Below are 15074 nucleotides of genomic sequence, written 5' to 3'. Positions count from 1 at the left end.
CGAAAGGCGGGCAGCCGGCAACTCAGCAGCCCTGATGCTGCTGGTTGTCCGCAACCAATTCGCGGGCCTCCTGCTCCGTCTCGACCGCGGGCGCCGATCCCGGCAGCCGCCGGCCCGCCACCTCCGGCGTGAACGGCAGAGTCACCGCGCCCACCAACCCCGCGAAGATCAACATGTATGCCGGCATCATGGCGTTGCCGGTGCCGGACACCAGCGCTTGCGCGACCAGCGGGGTAGAGCCGCCGGCCACCGATATCGAGATGTTGTAGGCGATGGCCAGCGCTCCGTAGCGCATGTCGGTGGGAAACAGTGCCGGCAGCGTGGCCGGCGAAGTGCTGTCGAAGCAGAGCTCCATCAGCCCGATCAGCAGCACACCGATGAAGACCACCGGGTAGCCGCCGCCGGAGCGGATGAGCAGGAATGCCGGAATGGACGCCACAATCAACAGGCCGCAGCCGGTCCACATGATGGGTTTGACGCCGATACGGTCGGACAGCCAGGCCACCAGCGCCAGGACCAGCAACAAGATCGTCAACGTGGCGGTGATCATCACCAGGGCAGCGGTGTGCCCGGCACCCACGACCACCTTGAGGTAGGTCGGCAAGTATCCGGTGAGCATGTAGTCCGCGGCGGTGCAGGTGAGCACCAGGGCCGCGCAAATCAGCATGGCTTTCCACTGCTGGGCGACCGTGCGGCGGAACTGGTGCGCACCAGGCTCGTCGCGCGCATCAGTACCGCCGCCGGTGTTCTCGTAGGCCGCTGACTCGTTGAGCCGCAGCCGCAGATAGAAGGCCACAACGCCGAGCGGCGCGCTGAGCAAGAGCGGAATCCGCCAGCCCCATGTCAGCATGTCGTGGGTCGGCAGCCAGGTTTGCAGCCCGGTCACCAGCAGCCCGGCCAGCACGAACCCGCTCAGGTTGCCCATCGGCAAAAACCCGACCATCAGGCCCCGCTTGCGATCGGGCACTTGCTCACCCAGGTAGGTCATCGCCCCGACGTATTCACCGCCGGTGAACAGGCCTTGGAACACCCGTACGACGATGAACAGAATAGGCGCCCAGATACCGATGACGCCGTAACCCGGCAACAAGCCGCTCGTGGTGGTACCCAGTGTCATCAGCACGACCGTGACCATCAACACCCGCTTGCGCCCGATGCGGTCACCGAGCAGGCCGAAGATGAACCCGCCGAGCGGACGCACGACGTATGCCGCTGCCAAAGTCCCGAAGGCAATGTAGCCGTAGACCCCGCAGGCGTGGGAGCGACTCCATCCCGCGCCAATGCCCGAATCCGGCTGGCGGAAAGCAATCCGAGCACCGAGACAACCTTGGAAACCGGAAGCAGCCACCGGATCTCTTCCGGAATACCCAGCTTGTCAAGAGTTTTGCCGACCGGCGCAAGCGGGATCGCGCAGGCGACCGCATCACCGGCCTGAAAAGCGGCAAGCACCGCAAAGGTTTTCGGCGACGTCAGAGCGCTCACGTCACTGTCTTAGCTCGTGCTGCGGCGACAAGGTGCTATCCGCCGGCTGACGTGCGTCGGCTTCAGCTTTGGCCACCACCTGAACGATAGCCGGGTCGGTCTCGGTCGAGAACCAGTCGGCGACCTCTTCACTGTCGTCCTCGGCCGCGGGCACGTCCTCAACCGGGGATGGCTGGTACCGGAAGACCCCGTCCTGATCGGGAGCGCCGAGCAGCTTGGTGAACCCCTGCAACGCCGCTCCGAAGTCGCTGGGCACCAGCCACACCTTGTTGGCTTCGCCCTGCGCCATCTGCGGCAGGACCTGCAGGTATTGGTAGGCCAGCAACTCCGGAGTGGGCCGCGCGGCCTTGATTGCGGCGAACGTCTTCTCAATCGCCTTGGCCTGGCCCTGGGCTTGGAAGTAGGCCGCGGCCCGCTCACCCTGCGCCCGCAGCATTCGGGATTGCCGGTCGGCTTCGGCGGCCAGGATCGCGGCCTGCTTGGCGCCTTCGGCAGCCAGGATCTGCGCCTGCTTCTCGCCCTCGGCCTGGGTGATCGCGGCCTGCCGGGCGCCTTCGGCGGTCAGGATCACCGCCCGCTTCTCCCGGTCGGCCTTCATCTGCTTTTCCATCGACGCCTGGATCGAGGGCGGCGGGTCGATGCTGCGCAGCTCCACCCGCGCCACCCGCAATCCCCAGCGGCCGGTGGCCTCGTCGAGCACGCCGCGCAGCTGGCCGTTGATCTGGTCGCGGGAGGTCAGGGTCTGCTCGAGCGTCATGCCGCCCACCACGTTGCGCAGTGTTGTGGTGGTGAGCTGCTCGACCCCGACGATGTAGTTGCTGATCTCGTAGACCGCAGCCTTCGGGTTGGTGACCTGGAAGTAGACGACGGTGTCGATGTTGAGCGTGAGGTTGTCCTCGGTGATCACCGGCTGCGGCGGGAACGACACCACCCGCTCACGCAGGTCGATCCGGGCGCGGATGCGATCGACGAACGGCACCAGCAAGGTCAGCTGACCGCTGATTGTGCGGCTGTATCGGCCCAGCCGTTCGATCACCGCCGCTTGCGCCTGCGGAATGAGCGCCACCGACTTGGCCACCACGATGACGGCGAAGCCCACCAGAACAGCTAGAAATACCAGACCTGCAACCACAATTCCTCCTACTGCTCGGCCAGCGCCTAAGCGCTTTTCCAGACCACCGCGGTGGCCCCGTCGATGTGCATGACGGTCACCCGGTCGCCGGGCTGGAAGACATCACCGTCGTTCATCGGCCGCGCCGTCCACACCTGGCCGTCCACCTTCACCTGACCTTCGTCACGGGCGACCCGGTCGAGGACCAGTGCGCTTTTCCCCTCCAGCGCCTCGACACCCGTCGGCAGGGCCTTGGCGGGGGTCAGATGCCGCCGCAGCACCGGCCGGACCAGCACCAGCAGAAGCACCGAAACTGCCAGGAACACTGCCCCGTCGGCCCAGATCGGGAAGTTCAGCAGCCAACTGGCTCCGGCCGCGGCCAGCGCGCCGCCACCGAGCATCAGCATGAACATATCGCCAGTCAGCGCCTCGGCGCCGGCCAGCCCGAATGCGACGATCAGCCAGATCACCGCCGCAGGCATGTCGCCAGGATATCGCGTGATCAGCCCGCCTCACGGCGAACAACTAGACTGCGAAACCATGTGGTGCCCCAGCGCAACGCTTACTGTCTGGGCCAACGCCTGGCTTGCCGGCAAGGCCGCGCCCGACGACGTTCTCGACGCGTTATCTTGTTGGGCCCCAATACGATCCGTTACCGCATACGATGCTGTCGCGGCTGGCCACACCGGACTGCCGTGGCCGGACGTGATCGACGCGGGCGCGGTGTCGCTGCTGCAGACGCTGCGCACCGCGGCCGGCCGGCCGTCGACCGGCGCACCGCCGATCAAGGTGGTGCTGCCGGTTCCCGGCGATGTCCGCGGGCTGGCCGCGGGCACACAGTTCGAGCGGGACGCGCTGGCCGCGGGAGAAGCGGTGATCGTCAGCAACCCGGACGATCCCGGCGTCGCCGTCGGGCTCGTGCCCGAATTCGGATACGAGGAATCCGGCGACGAGCTCGTCGTACCCGAATTGTGCGCGCTGTCCTGGACGGTTTATTCACTACCGGCCATTCCCGTCGCCGACGATACCGAGCTCGGCCAGGCCGAAAACTGCTGTCATTGATGACCCGCTGACGGCGTCGCGCCCCGGGTGCGCGCTCAACAGCGGCCAGGCCCGTAGTGTTGAACGTCGTGACCGGAGAACGCCACCGGCAAGATCACCGGCACGCTGCGCGGCCTGACCGCCGCGGGCGTGCCGAGTGCAGGTCAGCCCTCGAGGCGTCGGATGCTCGCCACGGGTGCAGTGCTGGCCATCGTGATCGCGGCGGCGGTGGTGCTTCCGCTGCCGACCACGGTGCAGATGCGGGACTGGGCGAATTCGGTAGGCCCATGGTTCCCGCCGGCTTTTCTGGGCGCCCACATCGTGGCGACCGTTTTGCCCTTTCCCGTACCGCGTGCACATTGGCCGCTGGTCTGCTGTTCGGGCCGGCGCTCGGCGTGACGCTGGCGGTGGTGGCCAGCACGGCCAGGGCGGTGATCGCGCTGTTGCTGGTTCGCGCCGCCGGTTGGCGCCTCGGCCGCCTGGTGCGCCACCAGGCGGTCGCACAAGTCGACGCCCGGCTGCGCGACCGGGGGTGGGTTGCGGTGATGTCGCTACGGTTGATCCCGCTGGTGCCGTTTTCGGTGCTGAACTACACCATCGGCGCGTCGGCGGTGCGGGTGCTGCCGTACACGCTGGCGACGTTGGCCGGTGTGCTTCCCGGCACCGCCGGCATGACGCCGAGCCGTCGACCGACGGCCGTGCCGCACCAGCGCTTCGCGGCTGACCCGCTCGGCGCCGACGCAACGTCCCCGCGCCGTGCGGGCTTTACCTGTACAGTTGCAGGTCTTAGCAATCCGCAGCGGTGAGATGAGGGTGTCGCCGCAGGCGGTAGCGGCGGCGCCTATTCCGCCGCGCCGCCTACGCAGCTGGGGCTCAGCGCGGAAAGGCTGGAAGGACAACGGCAATGGACTTCAAACGGCTAGCCGCCGCATCCGCGGCACTGGTTACCAGTATCGGCATCCCGGCACTGACCGGGGGGGTGCCGGCGGTCAGTGCTGCGCCGCTGGACCCGCCACCGGTGGATCCGGGCGGATCGGTGGTTGGCCCCGGAGACGCCCCCCCGTCAGCTCCGCCGCCGCTGCACCCGTTCGAACCGCGGCCGCCGGTGATGCGAGTCGGACCGGGCGGCCCTAAAGGCGGCGGCGGGCAGCCGTCGTATGAGCAGCCGCATCGAGTACCGGCGCCGCCGCCCGGGCCGGTCGGAGGCGCACCCGCCGAGGACCCTCAATAACGGCCACCACCAACCGCACAACACGGCGCCGACCGATCACGCAACACACGTATGGGTGTCCTCGCCGGTGGCGTCGGATACCCGACGTGGGGCCGCGCCGTGCAGCGCTCGACACCGTCGGGTTTGCCACACGGGCTGACCAGCAGCACCGTTGCCTCGGTTAGCCGCGGTGCGGTCCCTTGACCGTCAACGACGCGTAGGTGGCCAGAAACGACGCCGCCGGGACGGCATTCACGAGCCGATCGTGCGCGCGAAGATGCGCGCCCACCGCAAGTGCGAAGTACAGCGTCAGCATCGCCGTGGTCAGGCGCCCCAATGCCGGAAATCTGCTGGCCGAGAGCAGACCGATCACCGAGGCAGCCTTCGAGGCCGGAAGAAGCCACCGGATATCGTGCGGAATCCCCAGCTTGTCAAGGGTTTCAGCGATCGGCTTGGCTGGGATCGCGCACGCGATCGCATCACCGGCCTGGAAAACAGCGAGCGCCGCATAGATTTTCGGCGAAGTCAGGGTGGCCATGTCACTTGTGCAGCGCGGACGGCGGCGGGAAGGCGCCCTCGACCGGCTTGCGCGCGTCGGCCTCGGCCTTGGCCACCACCTCGACGATGGCCGGGTCGGTTTGGGTGGAGAACCAGTCCGCCATGTCGTCGCCGTCCTGGTCGGGCTTGGGCGCGTCATCGACCGGTGACGGCTCATACCGGAACACTCCGTCGGCGCCGGGAGCGCCCAGCAACTTGGTGAATCCCTGTAACGCGGTCCCGAAGTCGCTGGGCACTAGCCACACCTTGTTGGCCTCGCCCTGGGCCAGTTGTGGCAGAATCTGCAGGTACTGGTAGGCCAGCAGCTCCGGGGTGGGCCGGCCCGCCTTGATCGCGGCGAACGTCTTCTCGATCGCCTTGGCTTGGCCTTGCGCGTGCAGGTACGCCGCGCCCCGGTCACCCTGCGCGCGCAGCATCTGAGACTGCCGGTCGGCCTCGGCGGCCAAAATCACCGCCCGCTTCTCCCGGTCGGCCTTCATCTGCTTTTCCATCGACGCCTGGATCGAGGGCGGCGGGTCGATGCTGCGCAACTCTACTCGCGCCACCCGCAATCCCCAGCGGCCGGTGGCCTCGTCGAGCACGCCGCGCAGCTGGCCGTTGATCTGGTCGCGGGAGGTCAGGGTCTGCTCGAGCGTCATGCCGCCCACCACGTTGCGCAGTGTTGTGGTGGTGAGCTGCTCGACCCCGACGATGTAGTTGCTGATCTCGTAGACCGCAGCCTTCGGGTTGGTGACCTGGAAGTAGACGACGGTGTCGATGTTGAGCGTGAGGTTGTCCTCGGTGATCACCGGCTGCGGCGGGAACGACACCACCCGCTCACGCAGGTCGATCCGGGCGCGGATGCGATCGACGAACGGCACCAGCAAGGTCAGCTGACCGCTGATTGTGCGGCTGTATCGGCCCAGCCGTTCGATCACCGCCGCTTGCGCCTGCGGAATGAGCGCCACCGACTTGGCCACCACGATGACGGCGAAGGCCACCAGAACAGCTAGAAATACCAGACCTGCAACCACAATTCCTCCTACTGCTCGGCCAGCGCCTAAGCGCTTTTCCAGACCACCGCGGTGGCCCCGTCGATGTGCATGACGGTCACCCGGTCGCCGGGCTGGAAGACATCACCGTCGTTCATCGGCCGCGCCGTCCACACCTGGCCGTCCACCTTCACCTGACCTTCGTCGCGGGCGACCCGGTCGAGGACCACCGCACTTTTGCCCTCCAGCGCCTCGATGCCCGTCGGCAGGGCCTTGGCGGGGGTCAGATGCCGCCGCAGCACCGGCCGGACCAGCACCAGCAGAAGCACCGAAACTGCCAGGAACACTGCCCCGTCGGCCCAGATCGGGAAGTTCAGCAGCCAACTGGCTCCGGCCGCGGCCAGCGCGCCGCCACCGAGCATCAGCATGAACATATCGCCAGTCAGCGCCTCGGCGCCGGCCAGCCCGAATGCGACGATCAGCCAGATCACCGCCGCAGGCATGTCGCCAGGATATCGCGTGATCAGCCCGCCTCACGGCGAACAACTAGACTGCGAAACCATGTGGTGCCCCAGCGCAACGCTTACTGTCTGGGCCAACGCCTGGCTTGCCGGCAAGGCCGCGCCCGACGACGTTCTCGACGCGTTATCTTGTTGGGCCCCAATACGATCCGTTACCGCATACGATGCTGTCGCGGCTGGCCACACCGGACTGCCGTGGCCGGACGTGATCGACGCGGGCGCGGTGTCGCTGCTGCAGACGCTGCGCACCGCGGCCGGCCGGCCGTCGACCGGCGCACCGCCGATCAAGGTGGTGCTGCCGGTTCCCGGCGATGTCCGCGGGCTGGCCGCGGGCACACAGTTCGAGCGGGACGCGCTGGCCGCGGGAGAAGCGGTGATCGTCAGCAATCCCGAGGACCCCGGCATGGCCATGGGGCTGGTGCCCGAATTCGCCTATGCCCACGATGACGATGAACTCGTCGCTCCCGAATTGTGTCCGCTGTCTTGGACTGTGTACTCGCTGCCCGGTGCGCCGGTCCTCGACGAGGTCGAGTTGGGCGAGGCCGAGTACGCATTACGGTTGGCGGTGCGGACGGCCACCGACGCGCTCACCGCAATCGGGCTGGGTTCCGCCGACGTCGACATCGAGGATCCGCGCGGGATGGTCGACCAACTGCTGGAATCCGCGCGGCACCACCGAGTTCCCGACCCTGCGCCGTTGCGCGCATTGCGGGTGCTGGACAATGCGGCGCACGTGGACGCGATCATCACCGTCAGCGCCGGGATGAGCCGGATCGGAACACAGTCGTTGTCTGAGGCCCAGATAGCCGCCGATGCGTTGCGGCCGTTGGCCGCGGTCGTGCGGTCGGCGAGAACGGCCGCACTCAGCGCGATTCTGCGCGGCGCCTGGCAGGTCTAGCCCGCTGATTGGTTCGGACGCACCTCGGCGACGCAGTGCGGCGGACGGCATGGCTCGCCGTTGACACTGGCCGCACACCCTGGCGCTGGATCGGGCCCCGTCACCCGGGCAGGTTGGCGGCCGCACCGCAGTTCGTCGATCAGGTCTGCCGCCAAACGGGCAAAGCGCCGGTCGGCGCCCGGAGTGCCGGTCCGCGCGAACGCGATACCCGCCGACTCGGCCTGTGCGCGCAACTCGGTGTCCAAGTCCCACACCACCTCGATGTGGTCGGCGACGAATCCGATCGGGCAGACGATGATGGCCTTGGCGCCGGCTGCGGCCAAGGCGGCGAGGTGGTCAGCGACATCGGGCGCCAGCCACGGCGCCTGCCCAGCGCCCGATCGGGACTGCCAGGCCAGGTCGTAGTCGGCGTAACCGGCTGCCGCAGCGACAAGGCTTGCGGCATAACGTACCTGGCGGCTGTACAGGTCGGGGCCGAGACGATTGTCAGCGGCCACCGGGATGGAGTGCGCGGTGAACACCAACCGCGCGTCGTCGGGTGCCGTCTGAGCGGCAGCCTCGATGCCCTCGGCGAACATCTCGACGAATAAGGGGTGATCGAAGTATCGCCGCAACTTCACAAGGTCGGGCGCCCCTGGCCCGGCCGCCCGTCTGGCGCGGTCGATGTCTTCGGAATACTGTGTGCAGCTGGAGTATCCGCTCCAGGCCGACGTAGTGAACACCGCTGCACGCCGAACACCATTGTCGCGCATATCGGCGACGGCGTCTTCGATGAAGGGTTCCCAGTTGCGGTTGCCGACATAGACCGGGAGGTCCAACTCCGACCGCAGCTGGGCGACCAGCGCGAGATTGATGCTGTTGATCGGCGACACCCCCCCGAAATGCCGATAATGCTCAGCGACTTCGTCGAGGCGTTCCGCCGGCACGTTGCGACCCCGAGCGACGTTCTCAAGGAATGGCCTTACCTGTTCGGGCCCGTCCGGACCACCGAAGGACTGCAACAGGACAGCATCGAATTCCATAGCAGGCTAAAGCAATTGAGTGCTGGCGCCACCGTCGGCATAGATAATCGTCCCAGTGGTGGCCGGCAGCCACTCGGAAAGCAGTGCGCACACCGTCTTGGCGACCGGCGTGGGGTCCTTCATGTTCCAGCCGATCGGCGCCCGCTGGTTCCAGCCTTCTTCGAGCAGCTGCATCTGGGCGCCAGCCTCGTCGCCGAGCGCGCCGCCGACGATCGCGCTCATCGCGAGCGTACGGAGAGGTCCCGCGGCAACCAGATTCGAGCGAACGCCGAACTTGCCGGCCTCCCTGGCAACGAACCGGTTGACCGATTCCAGCGCGCTCTTGGCCACCGTCATCCAGTTGTAGGCCGGCATCGCCCGGCTAGGGTCGAAGTCCATGCCGACGATGCAACCCCCCGGATGCATGATCGGCAGCAATGCCTTGGCCAGGGAGGCATACGAGTACGCGGAGATATGGATGCCCTTGGAGACGTCTTCGTAGGGCGCGTCGAGGAACGGGTGGATGCCCATCCCGGTCTGCGGCATGAAGCCGATGGAATGCACCACGCCGTCGAGCTTGTTGTCCTTGCCGATGACCTCGGTCACCCGCTCGGCCAGCGTGAGCAGGTGCTTTTCGTCTTGCACATCGAGTTCGATCAGTGGGGCTTTCTGCGGCAACCGGTCGGCGATGCGCTGGATCAGCCGCAGTCGGTCGAACCCGGTCAGCACCAGCTGGGCGCCCTGTTCCTGCGCCACCCGCGCGATGTGAAACGCGATCGACGCGTCGGTGATGATCCCGCTGACCAGGATCCGTTTGCCGTCGAGCAGTCCTGCCATGTCCGTCCTTACGTTGTCGGGCTGTCAGTGGCCCATGCCGGCGCCGCCGTCGACCGGGATCACCGCACCCGAGATGTATCTGGCGTCCTCGGATGCCAGGAAGCTGACCACGCCGGCGACCTCCTCGACGTTGCCGATCCGGCCCAGCGGAATCGCCTGCTGCGCCATCGCTACGTACTTGGGTTCCATGGCCTGGGTCATCTCGGTGTCGATGAAGCCGGGCGCCACCACGTTGGCGGTGATCGAGCGCGACCCGAGTTCGCGGGTCAGCGATCGGGCCAGGCCGACCAGGCCCGCCTTGGACGCGGCGTAATTCGCCTGTCCCGGTAGGCCGGTCAGCCCGACGACAGACCCCATGAAAATGAAGCGGCCGAACCGCTTCTTGATCATGTTGCGCGACGCCCGTTTGGCGACCCGGAAGACCCCGGTCAGGTTCGCGTCGATGACTTTTTCGAACTGCTCCTCGCTCATCCGCATGATCAGCATGTCCGAGGTGATGCCGGCGTTGGCCACCAGCACCTCGACCGGGCCCTGGTGCTCTTCAACGGCTTTGAACGCGGCGTCGACGGCGCCGTAATCGGTGACGTCGCACTGGACACCGAAGAGGCCCTCCGGGGCGCCGGATGACCGGTGCGTCACCGCGACTTTGTGACCGTCGGCGGCCAGCCGACGGGCCACCGCCAGCCCGATCCCCCGGTTGCCTCCGGTGACCAGCACGGACCGGGATACGAACACGGGTCTGGCGGCCTCGGGTTGTCCCGCCGTGTCGGTCGGGGTATCGGCAGCCTTCGTGGTGGTGTTGTGGGTGGCTACGTCAGTCACCCCGACAACCTAACGCGTCCCTGCGGCAACGCCGAAATCGCCCGGGGCCCGCTCTTGACGGCACTGACCACCGACGGCGTAGACGGCCTACTGTGGACGCCATGACGACCGTCCGGGAAACGCTGCGGCGGCAACTCATCGCCTACAGCTGCAGCCAGAACTGCATGGGCGTCGAAGGAAACGCCGGCGGCTGCTGCACACTCGATGACCGTGACTTCATTCCGGGCCCCGTCCGCGACGCGGAGACCTTCCTGATCGATCTTCGCCGTGTGCTCGGTCGCGAGGTGTCCCGGCACGAGGTATTCATCGACTTCGACGAGGGCCGGACGCTATTCCCGGACCGCCCGTCGTGGCAGCTGCCGGCCAACTACCCGGCGTTGCGCGTCCGACCGGACGTCGAGTGGATTCCGTGCCGGTTCTACGACAAGACGACGAATGCCTGCACCGTGTACGACATCCGTCCCGCGATGTGCAGAGACTTTCTCTGCGACCACCTCAAGGGCGTCATCGCCCTGCTGAACCTGCGCGAGAAGTAGCCGCCGGTCGTCACCCGGGCGGCGGATGGCCGACGGCGTGCATTAACTGGCTATTCGGCGGCCCGGGATTACCCCGGCAGCCGCCGGTTGATCAGCAGGGCTGTCAGCCCGGCAAGCGCCAGCACCAGCGAACCCAGCCGCAGCCACCCGACGCTGGCGTCGCCGCGGATCGTCTCGTAACCGATCTGTTGCTGCAGCGACGCGTAGACCTGCTTGAGCTCCTGCAGATTAGAAGCGCTGTAGTGGTTGCCGCCAGACAGCTCGGCCACCTTCTTCATCGTGCTGTCGTCGACCGGCACCGGCTGGCGCTGGCCGTTGATTTCCACGAAGCCGTACGGAGTGCCGAACGAAATCGTCGAGATCGGCACACCTTGGTCCTTCGCGGTGCGCGCCGCGGTGAAGGCGCCCTTGGGGTTGTCCGGATTGGTCGGCATTGTTTCCTTGCCGTCGGAGAACAACACGATCCGCGCCGGTGGCGGGGTGTCGCCGCCGCCGATCACCGCGCCGACGGTGGCGATGGCCTGCAACGCCGTGAAGATGCCCTCGCCGGTGGCGGTGCGGTCGGCGAACTGCAACTTGGCCAGCGCGGCCTTGGTCGCGTCGCGGTTAGTCGTCGGTTGCACCAGAACCGTCGCCGTCCCGGCATAGGCGATCAACCCGAGGTTGATGCCCGGGGTCAGCTCGCCGGCGAAATCCTTGGCGGCCACTTCGGCGGCGACCATCCGGTTGGGCTCGACGTCGGTGGCCCGCATGGACTGCGAGACGTCGATGACCAGCATGACGACCGCACGATTGCGCGGGATTCGGACGTCGTGGGTCGGTCCGGCCATCGCGATCGTCAGCAGCACCAGTGCGGAGATCAGCAGGATGGCCGACAGATGACGCCACCGGGTGGGCTGCTTGGGCGCGACGCTTTCCAGCAGCTCCATGTTCGCGAAGCGCAGCATCCGGCGATGCCGGGCCACCTGCGCGATGACGTACAGCGCCACCAGGCCCAAAACGACCAGCAGAAACAGAAAAAACCACGCGTGGGCGAAACCGGACAAAGTCATCGGCCCGAGCAACGGCAGTGTCATACCAAACCCGTCTTGATATGGACGCCCTTCCCGGGCCGAACCCGCGTCACTGGCGACCCGCCAGTGCCCCGCGCCGGCGGGATTCGACGAAGCGGACGACGTCGGCAATCCAGTCCCGGTCGGTGCGCAGCGACAGCAGCGGCGCGCCGCAGCTGCGCATCGTGCGGGCCACGTCGGCGCGATGCGCCGCGGCGGCCTTGGCGAAGTCGTCCCGTAGCTGCTCGTCAATGGTGAACTCGCGGGTGACACCGGATTCGGCGTCCTGCAAGATCACGTCGCCGACGTCGGGCAATTCGACGTCGCGGGGATCGAGCACCTCTATGCCCAGCACCTCATGGCGCGCCGCGATCGCTCGCAACGGACGCATCCAATTGATCGGGCCGAGGAAGTCGCTGATGATCACGGCCATCCCACGGCGGCGTTCCGGACGGCGCAATGCGTCGATGGCCGCCGCCAAGTCTCCGCGCACCCCTACCGGTGCTTTGGGCATGGTGGCAACGGTGCGTAACAGCGTGTGCTCGTGCTGACGTCCCGAGCGTGCCGGCACTCGAGTCATCTTCTCGCCGTTGGCAATCAGCGCGCCGAGCCGGTTTCCTCCGCCGCTGTTGAGGAACGTGATGCCGGCCGCGGCCGCCACCGCCAGGTCACGCTTTTCGCAGACCGTTGTGCCGAAGTCCAGGCTCGCTGACATGTCGACCACCAGCCAGGTCTCCAGTTCCCGGTCGGCGATCATCTGGCGGACATGGGGGTGGGTGGTGCGTGCAGTGACCGCCCAGTCCATCCTGCGGACGTCGTCGCCGGGCTGATATTCCCGTGACTCCCCCGGCTCCGAACCCGGACCCGGGATCAGCCCGAGGTGGTCACCGTGCAGCACACCGTCGAGCTTGCGTTTGACCGTGAGCTCCAGTGTGCGCAGCGCCGCCGACAGCTTCGGATCGTCGATCTGCCCCCGCTGAAACGACGGCGGATGCGTAGCCCCGCGCCGATCCGCGGCTGAAGTTTGATCGGTCACCGACCGCTAGCCGCCGCCGCGGCTTGCATCACCGGTGGTACCGAATCGCCTCGTTGCGGAACGGCGTTCACCTGAGGCATGGCGACAGTCTGTAGGACGCGGTTGATGATCATCTCCGGCGAAACTTCGTCGGCGAGCGCGTCGTAGGTGAGCACCAACCGGTGCCGCAGCACGTCGGGAATGACCTCGACGACGTCTTGCGGGATCACGTAGTCGCGGCCGCGCACCAAAGCAAGCGATCGCGCTCCGGCGATGATGCCCAGCGAGGCGCGCGGCGACGCACCGAACGAGATCCAGCTCTTGACGTCGGTCATGCCGAGTTGCTCGGGATGACGCGTAGCCGTGACGACCCGCACCACATAATCCACCAGCGCGTGATGGACGAAGTTGTTCGCGGCGATCTCCTGTAGCCGCAGCAGGTCTCCGGTGTTGAGGATCTGCTTGGGCTCCGGCGGCCGCACGCCCATCCGGTAGATGATCTCGCGCTCTTCCTCCGGTGAGGGGTAGCCGACGTTGATCTTGAACAGGAAGCGGTCCCGCTGGGCCTCTGGCAGCGGGTAGACGCCCTCATGTTCGATCGGGTTCTGCGTGGCCATCACCAGGAACGGGTTGGGCAGCGGGAACGTCGTGCCGCCGATCGAGACGTGGCGTTCCTGCATGACCTCGAGCAGGGCCGACTGCACCTTCGCCGGAGCCCGGTTGATCTCGTCGGCGAGCAGAAAGTTGACCACCACCGGGCCGAGCTCGGTGTCGAACTCCTCCTTGCCTTGCCGGTAAATCCGGGTACCGATGATGTCGGTGGGCACCAGGTCGGGCGTGAACTGGATACGCGCGAACGTTCCTCCGACCACCCGCGCGAAGGTCTCCACGGCCAGCGTCTTGGCCACACCGGGCACACCCTCGAGCAGCACGTGACCCCTGGACAGCAAGCCGACCAGCATGCGCTCCACGAGCTGGTCCTGGCCCACGATGATCCGCTTGACTTCGAAGATGGCCCGTTCCAGTATATGCACCTCCGCAGACAGCCCGTTGCCGCCGCCGGACAGCGCTGCGGGCGCGGGGGCCGTCGGGTTTCCGCCCGGCCCCGAGTAATCGCCGGCGCCCGGAGGCGGCCCGCCTGCTGGTGTCATCGATTACCCTCCACGCCTAAACCTCCAAAGCACTATCAGACACGACTACTCGCACGTCGAACATCGCGGGGCAGCGGCGTGCCCGGGTTCAACTATTCCAGGCCGCCGGGATTCCGTCGACGTGGCCCGCCCGGCGACGATGCAGGCGGCGCGTCAGTATTCAATGATCCGGGTCAACATCGGCGTCATGCCGGCTTTGCGCACCGGGCTGACGGTGACTTTGCCAGCGCTGCCCGACGCCTCCAACATCTGACCGTTGCCCAAGTACATGGTGACGTGCTGGCTGCCGCCTGGTCCGTAGAAGATGAGGTCACCGCGCTTGGCCTGCGACGGCGGAATGTGGCGGCCGGCGTTGTACTGGTCACCCGAGAACCTCGGGATCAGCACCCCGACCCCGGCGAAGCTGTACCGAACCAATCCCGAGCAGTCGAAACCGACGGTGCCGGCACCGGAATCCACGCCTTTGCTCGGGCCGTTCAGGGTTCCGCCGCCCCATGAATACGGCACGCCCATCTGTGACGATCCGCGGCGGATCACGTACTCGACGGCCTGGCGCCCGTAGACCCGCGGAATCCCGTTGGGACTGCTGGCAGCGGCGCCACTCGTGCCGCCGAGGTTGATGCCAAGGCCGCCGAGGAACTGCCGTCCCAGATCAAGCGTGGTCTGGGTGGCGTTGGCCGTGGCCTGCAGCGACTGGTTGGCGATGGCCACCGGGTCTCCTGGTGCGCCCGCGCTGACCACCGGCGGCAGGGTGGGATCCCATCCGCCATCCTCGGCGTTCGCCGGGCCGGCAAGCCCGATCAGCGCAGCGACCGCAACCAGAATCAGCCGGCCCGCCCCGGCCCGGCGTTTGAACCAGCGGCGCATG

16 protein-coding genes and 3 pseudogenes are annotated in these 15074 nt (G+C 67.1%); 5 read left to right on the top strand and 14 right to left on the bottom strand.

The window, feature by feature from the left end:
• Window positions 1-22: 22 nt before the first annotated feature.
• The 4 genes and pseudogenes from M5I08_RS12805 to M5I08_RS12790 all read right to left on the bottom strand — a co-directional run bounded on the left by M5I08_RS12805 (window position 23) and on the right by M5I08_RS12790 (window position 3075).
• On the bottom strand, window positions 23-1282 hold the full coding sequence (locus tag M5I08_RS12805; protein WP_249763357.1) for an MFS transporter: 1260 nt from the start codon (window positions 1280-1282) through the stop codon (window positions 23-25).
• Window positions 1273-1482 (bottom strand): annotated as a pseudogene (locus M5I08_RS12800) (DoxX family protein); the annotation flags it as partial. The pseudogene M5I08_RS12800 and the gene M5I08_RS12805, both read right to left, overlap by 10 nt.
• A 1-nt stretch (window position 1483) precedes the next feature.
• Complete coding sequence (locus M5I08_RS12795; protein ID WP_249762755.1) at window positions 1484-2614, bottom strand: SPFH domain-containing protein; 1131 nt, start codon at window positions 2612-2614, stop codon at window positions 1484-1486.
• Between the two features lie 26 nt (window positions 2615-2640).
• Window positions 2641-3075, bottom strand: coding sequence for an NfeD family protein (locus M5I08_RS12790; RefSeq protein WP_249762754.1), 435 nt, complete (start codon window positions 3073-3075; stop codon window positions 2641-2643).
• Between the two features lie 58 nt (window positions 3076-3133).
• Here M5I08_RS12790 and M5I08_RS12785 point away from each other — a divergent pair.
• The 3 genes and pseudogenes from M5I08_RS12785 to M5I08_RS12775 all read left to right on the top strand — a co-directional run.
• Window positions 3134-3640 (top strand): annotated as a pseudogene (locus M5I08_RS12785) (Rv1486c family protein); the annotation flags it as partial.
• Window positions 3641-3760: 120 nt separating this feature from the next.
• Window positions 3761-4299, top strand: a pseudogene (locus M5I08_RS12780) (TVP38/TMEM64 family protein); the annotation flags it as partial.
• 239 nt (window positions 4300-4538) lie between these two features.
• Window positions 4539-4865: a hypothetical protein gene (locus M5I08_RS12775; protein WP_219070863.1), complete on the top strand. Its 327-nt coding sequence runs from the start codon at window positions 4539-4541 to the stop codon at window positions 4863-4865.
• A 160-nt stretch (window positions 4866-5025) separates the two neighbouring features.
• On the opposite strand, the gene M5I08_RS12770 is transcribed toward M5I08_RS12775, so the two are convergent.
• The 3 genes from M5I08_RS12770 to M5I08_RS12760 are packed head-to-tail and all read right to left on the bottom strand — an operon-like array spanning window position 5026 to window position 6876.
• Complete coding sequence (locus M5I08_RS12770; RefSeq protein ID WP_219070864.1) at window positions 5026-5382, bottom strand: DoxX family protein; 357 nt, start codon at window positions 5380-5382, stop codon at window positions 5026-5028.
• A 1-nt stretch (window position 5383) separates the two neighbouring features.
• Window positions 5384-6415, bottom strand: a complete 1032-nt coding sequence (locus M5I08_RS12765; protein ID WP_249762753.1) for an SPFH domain-containing protein — start codon at window positions 6413-6415, stop codon at window positions 5384-5386.
• Between the two features lie 26 nt (window positions 6416-6441).
• The gene (locus M5I08_RS12760; protein WP_249762752.1) at window positions 6442-6876 is read right to left on the bottom strand and encodes an NfeD family protein; all 435 of its coding nucleotides are present in this window, start codon (window positions 6874-6876) and stop codon (window positions 6442-6444) included.
• A 58-nt stretch (window positions 6877-6934) separates the two neighbouring features.
• Between M5I08_RS12760 and M5I08_RS12755 the strand changes: the two genes are divergently transcribed.
• Window positions 6935-7792: an Rv1486c family protein gene (locus M5I08_RS12755; protein WP_249763356.1), complete on the top strand. Its 858-nt coding sequence runs from the start codon at window positions 6935-6937 to the stop codon at window positions 7790-7792.
• Here the strand turns inward: M5I08_RS12755 and M5I08_RS12750 are convergent.
• Genes M5I08_RS12750 through fabG1 form a run of 3 tightly spaced genes read right to left on the bottom strand, consistent with a single transcriptional unit; the run spans window position 7789 to window position 10365 of the window.
• Complete coding sequence (locus M5I08_RS12750) at window positions 7789-8814, bottom strand: ferrochelatase (RefSeq protein ID WP_219066839.1); 1026 nt, start codon at window positions 8812-8814, stop codon at window positions 7789-7791. The genes M5I08_RS12755 and M5I08_RS12750 overlap by 4 nt on opposite strands.
• Before the next feature lie 6 nt (window positions 8815-8820).
• A complete protein-coding gene (gene inhA, locus M5I08_RS12745) occupies window positions 8821-9630 on the bottom strand; it encodes an NADH-dependent enoyl-ACP reductase InhA (RefSeq protein ID WP_219066840.1) in 810 nt (269 codons plus the stop codon).
• A 24-nt stretch (window positions 9631-9654) separates the two neighbouring features.
• Complete coding sequence (gene fabG1, locus M5I08_RS12740) at window positions 9655-10365, bottom strand: 3-oxoacyl-ACP reductase FabG1 (RefSeq protein ID WP_219066909.1); 711 nt, start codon at window positions 10363-10365, stop codon at window positions 9655-9657.
• A gap of 188 nt (window positions 10366-10553) precedes the next feature.
• Between fabG1 and M5I08_RS12735 the strand changes: the two genes are divergently transcribed.
• A complete protein-coding gene (locus M5I08_RS12735; protein WP_219066841.1) occupies window positions 10554-10988 on the top strand; it encodes a YkgJ family cysteine cluster protein in 435 nt (144 codons plus the stop codon).
• Between the two features lie 68 nt (window positions 10989-11056).
• On the opposite strand, the gene M5I08_RS12730 is transcribed toward M5I08_RS12735, so the two are convergent.
• From M5I08_RS12730 to ripB, 4 genes are all read right to left on the bottom strand, one after another.
• Entirely contained in the window at window positions 11057-12064 is a 1008-nt protein-coding gene (locus M5I08_RS12730; protein ID WP_219066842.1) for a VWA domain-containing protein, read from the bottom strand.
• Window positions 12065-12110: 46 nt separating this feature from the next.
• Window positions 12111-13076, bottom strand: coding sequence for a DUF58 domain-containing protein (locus tag M5I08_RS12725; RefSeq protein WP_219066843.1), 966 nt, complete (start codon window positions 13074-13076; stop codon window positions 12111-12113).
• A complete protein-coding gene (gene moxR1 / locus M5I08_RS12720) occupies window positions 13073-14206 on the bottom strand; it encodes a chaperone MoxR1 (protein WP_219066844.1) in 1134 nt (377 codons plus the stop codon). The genes M5I08_RS12725 and moxR1 overlap by 4 nt, the downstream gene beginning before the upstream one ends.
• 153 nt (window positions 14207-14359) lie before the next feature.
• Window positions 14360-15073 carry an NlpC/P60 family peptidoglycan endopeptidase RipB gene (gene ripB / locus M5I08_RS12715; RefSeq protein ID WP_219066910.1) on the bottom strand — a complete coding sequence of 238 codons (714 nt, stop codon included), beginning with the start codon at window positions 15071-15073 and terminating at the stop codon, window positions 14360-14362.
• Window position 15074: the final 1 nt, after the last annotated feature.

Source organism: Candidatus Mycobacterium methanotrophicum (assembly GCF_023515995.1).
Lineage (GTDB): Bacteria > Actinomycetota > Actinomycetes > Mycobacteriales > Mycobacteriaceae > Mycobacterium > Mycobacterium methanotrophicum.
Note: the sequence above shows the minus strand (reverse complement) of the source record. Positions and strands in the feature narration are given on the sequence as shown.

Coding starts and splice junctions, on each gene's coding strand:
- M5I08_RS12790 (WP_249762754.1), bottom strand. CDS start 3,075: ATGCCTGCGGCGGTGATCTGGCTGATCGTCGCATTCGGGCTGGCCGGC.
- M5I08_RS12735 (WP_219066841.1), top strand. CDS start 10,554: ATGACGACCGTCCGGGAAACGCTGCGGCGGCAACTCATCGCCTACAGC.
- M5I08_RS12755 (WP_249763356.1), top strand. CDS start 6,935: ATGTGGTGCCCCAGCGCAACGCTTACTGTCTGGGCCAACGCCTGGCTT.
- inhA (WP_219066840.1), bottom strand. CDS start 9,630: ATGGCAGGACTGCTCGACGGCAAACGGATCCTGGTCAGCGGGATCATC.
- M5I08_RS12775 (WP_219070863.1), top strand. CDS start 4,539: ATGGACTTCAAACGGCTAGCCGCCGCATCCGCGGCACTGGTTACCAGT.
- M5I08_RS12730 (WP_219066842.1), bottom strand. CDS start 12,064: ATGACACTGCCGTTGCTCGGGCCGATGACTTTGTCCGGTTTCGCCCAC.
- M5I08_RS12750 (WP_219066839.1), bottom strand. CDS start 8,814: ATGGAATTCGATGCTGTCCTGTTGCAGTCCTTCGGTGGTCCGGACGGG.
- M5I08_RS12760 (WP_249762752.1), bottom strand. CDS start 6,876: ATGCCTGCGGCGGTGATCTGGCTGATCGTCGCATTCGGGCTGGCCGGC.
- M5I08_RS12770 (WP_219070864.1), bottom strand. CDS start 5,382: ATGGCCACCCTGACTTCGCCGAAAATCTATGCGGCGCTCGCTGTTTTC.
- ripB (WP_219066910.1), bottom strand. CDS start 15,073: ATGCGCCGCTGGTTCAAACGCCGGGCCGGGGCGGGCCGGCTGATTCTG.
- moxR1 (WP_219066844.1), bottom strand. CDS start 14,206: ATGACACCAGCAGGCGGGCCGCCTCCGGGCGCCGGCGATTACTCGGGG.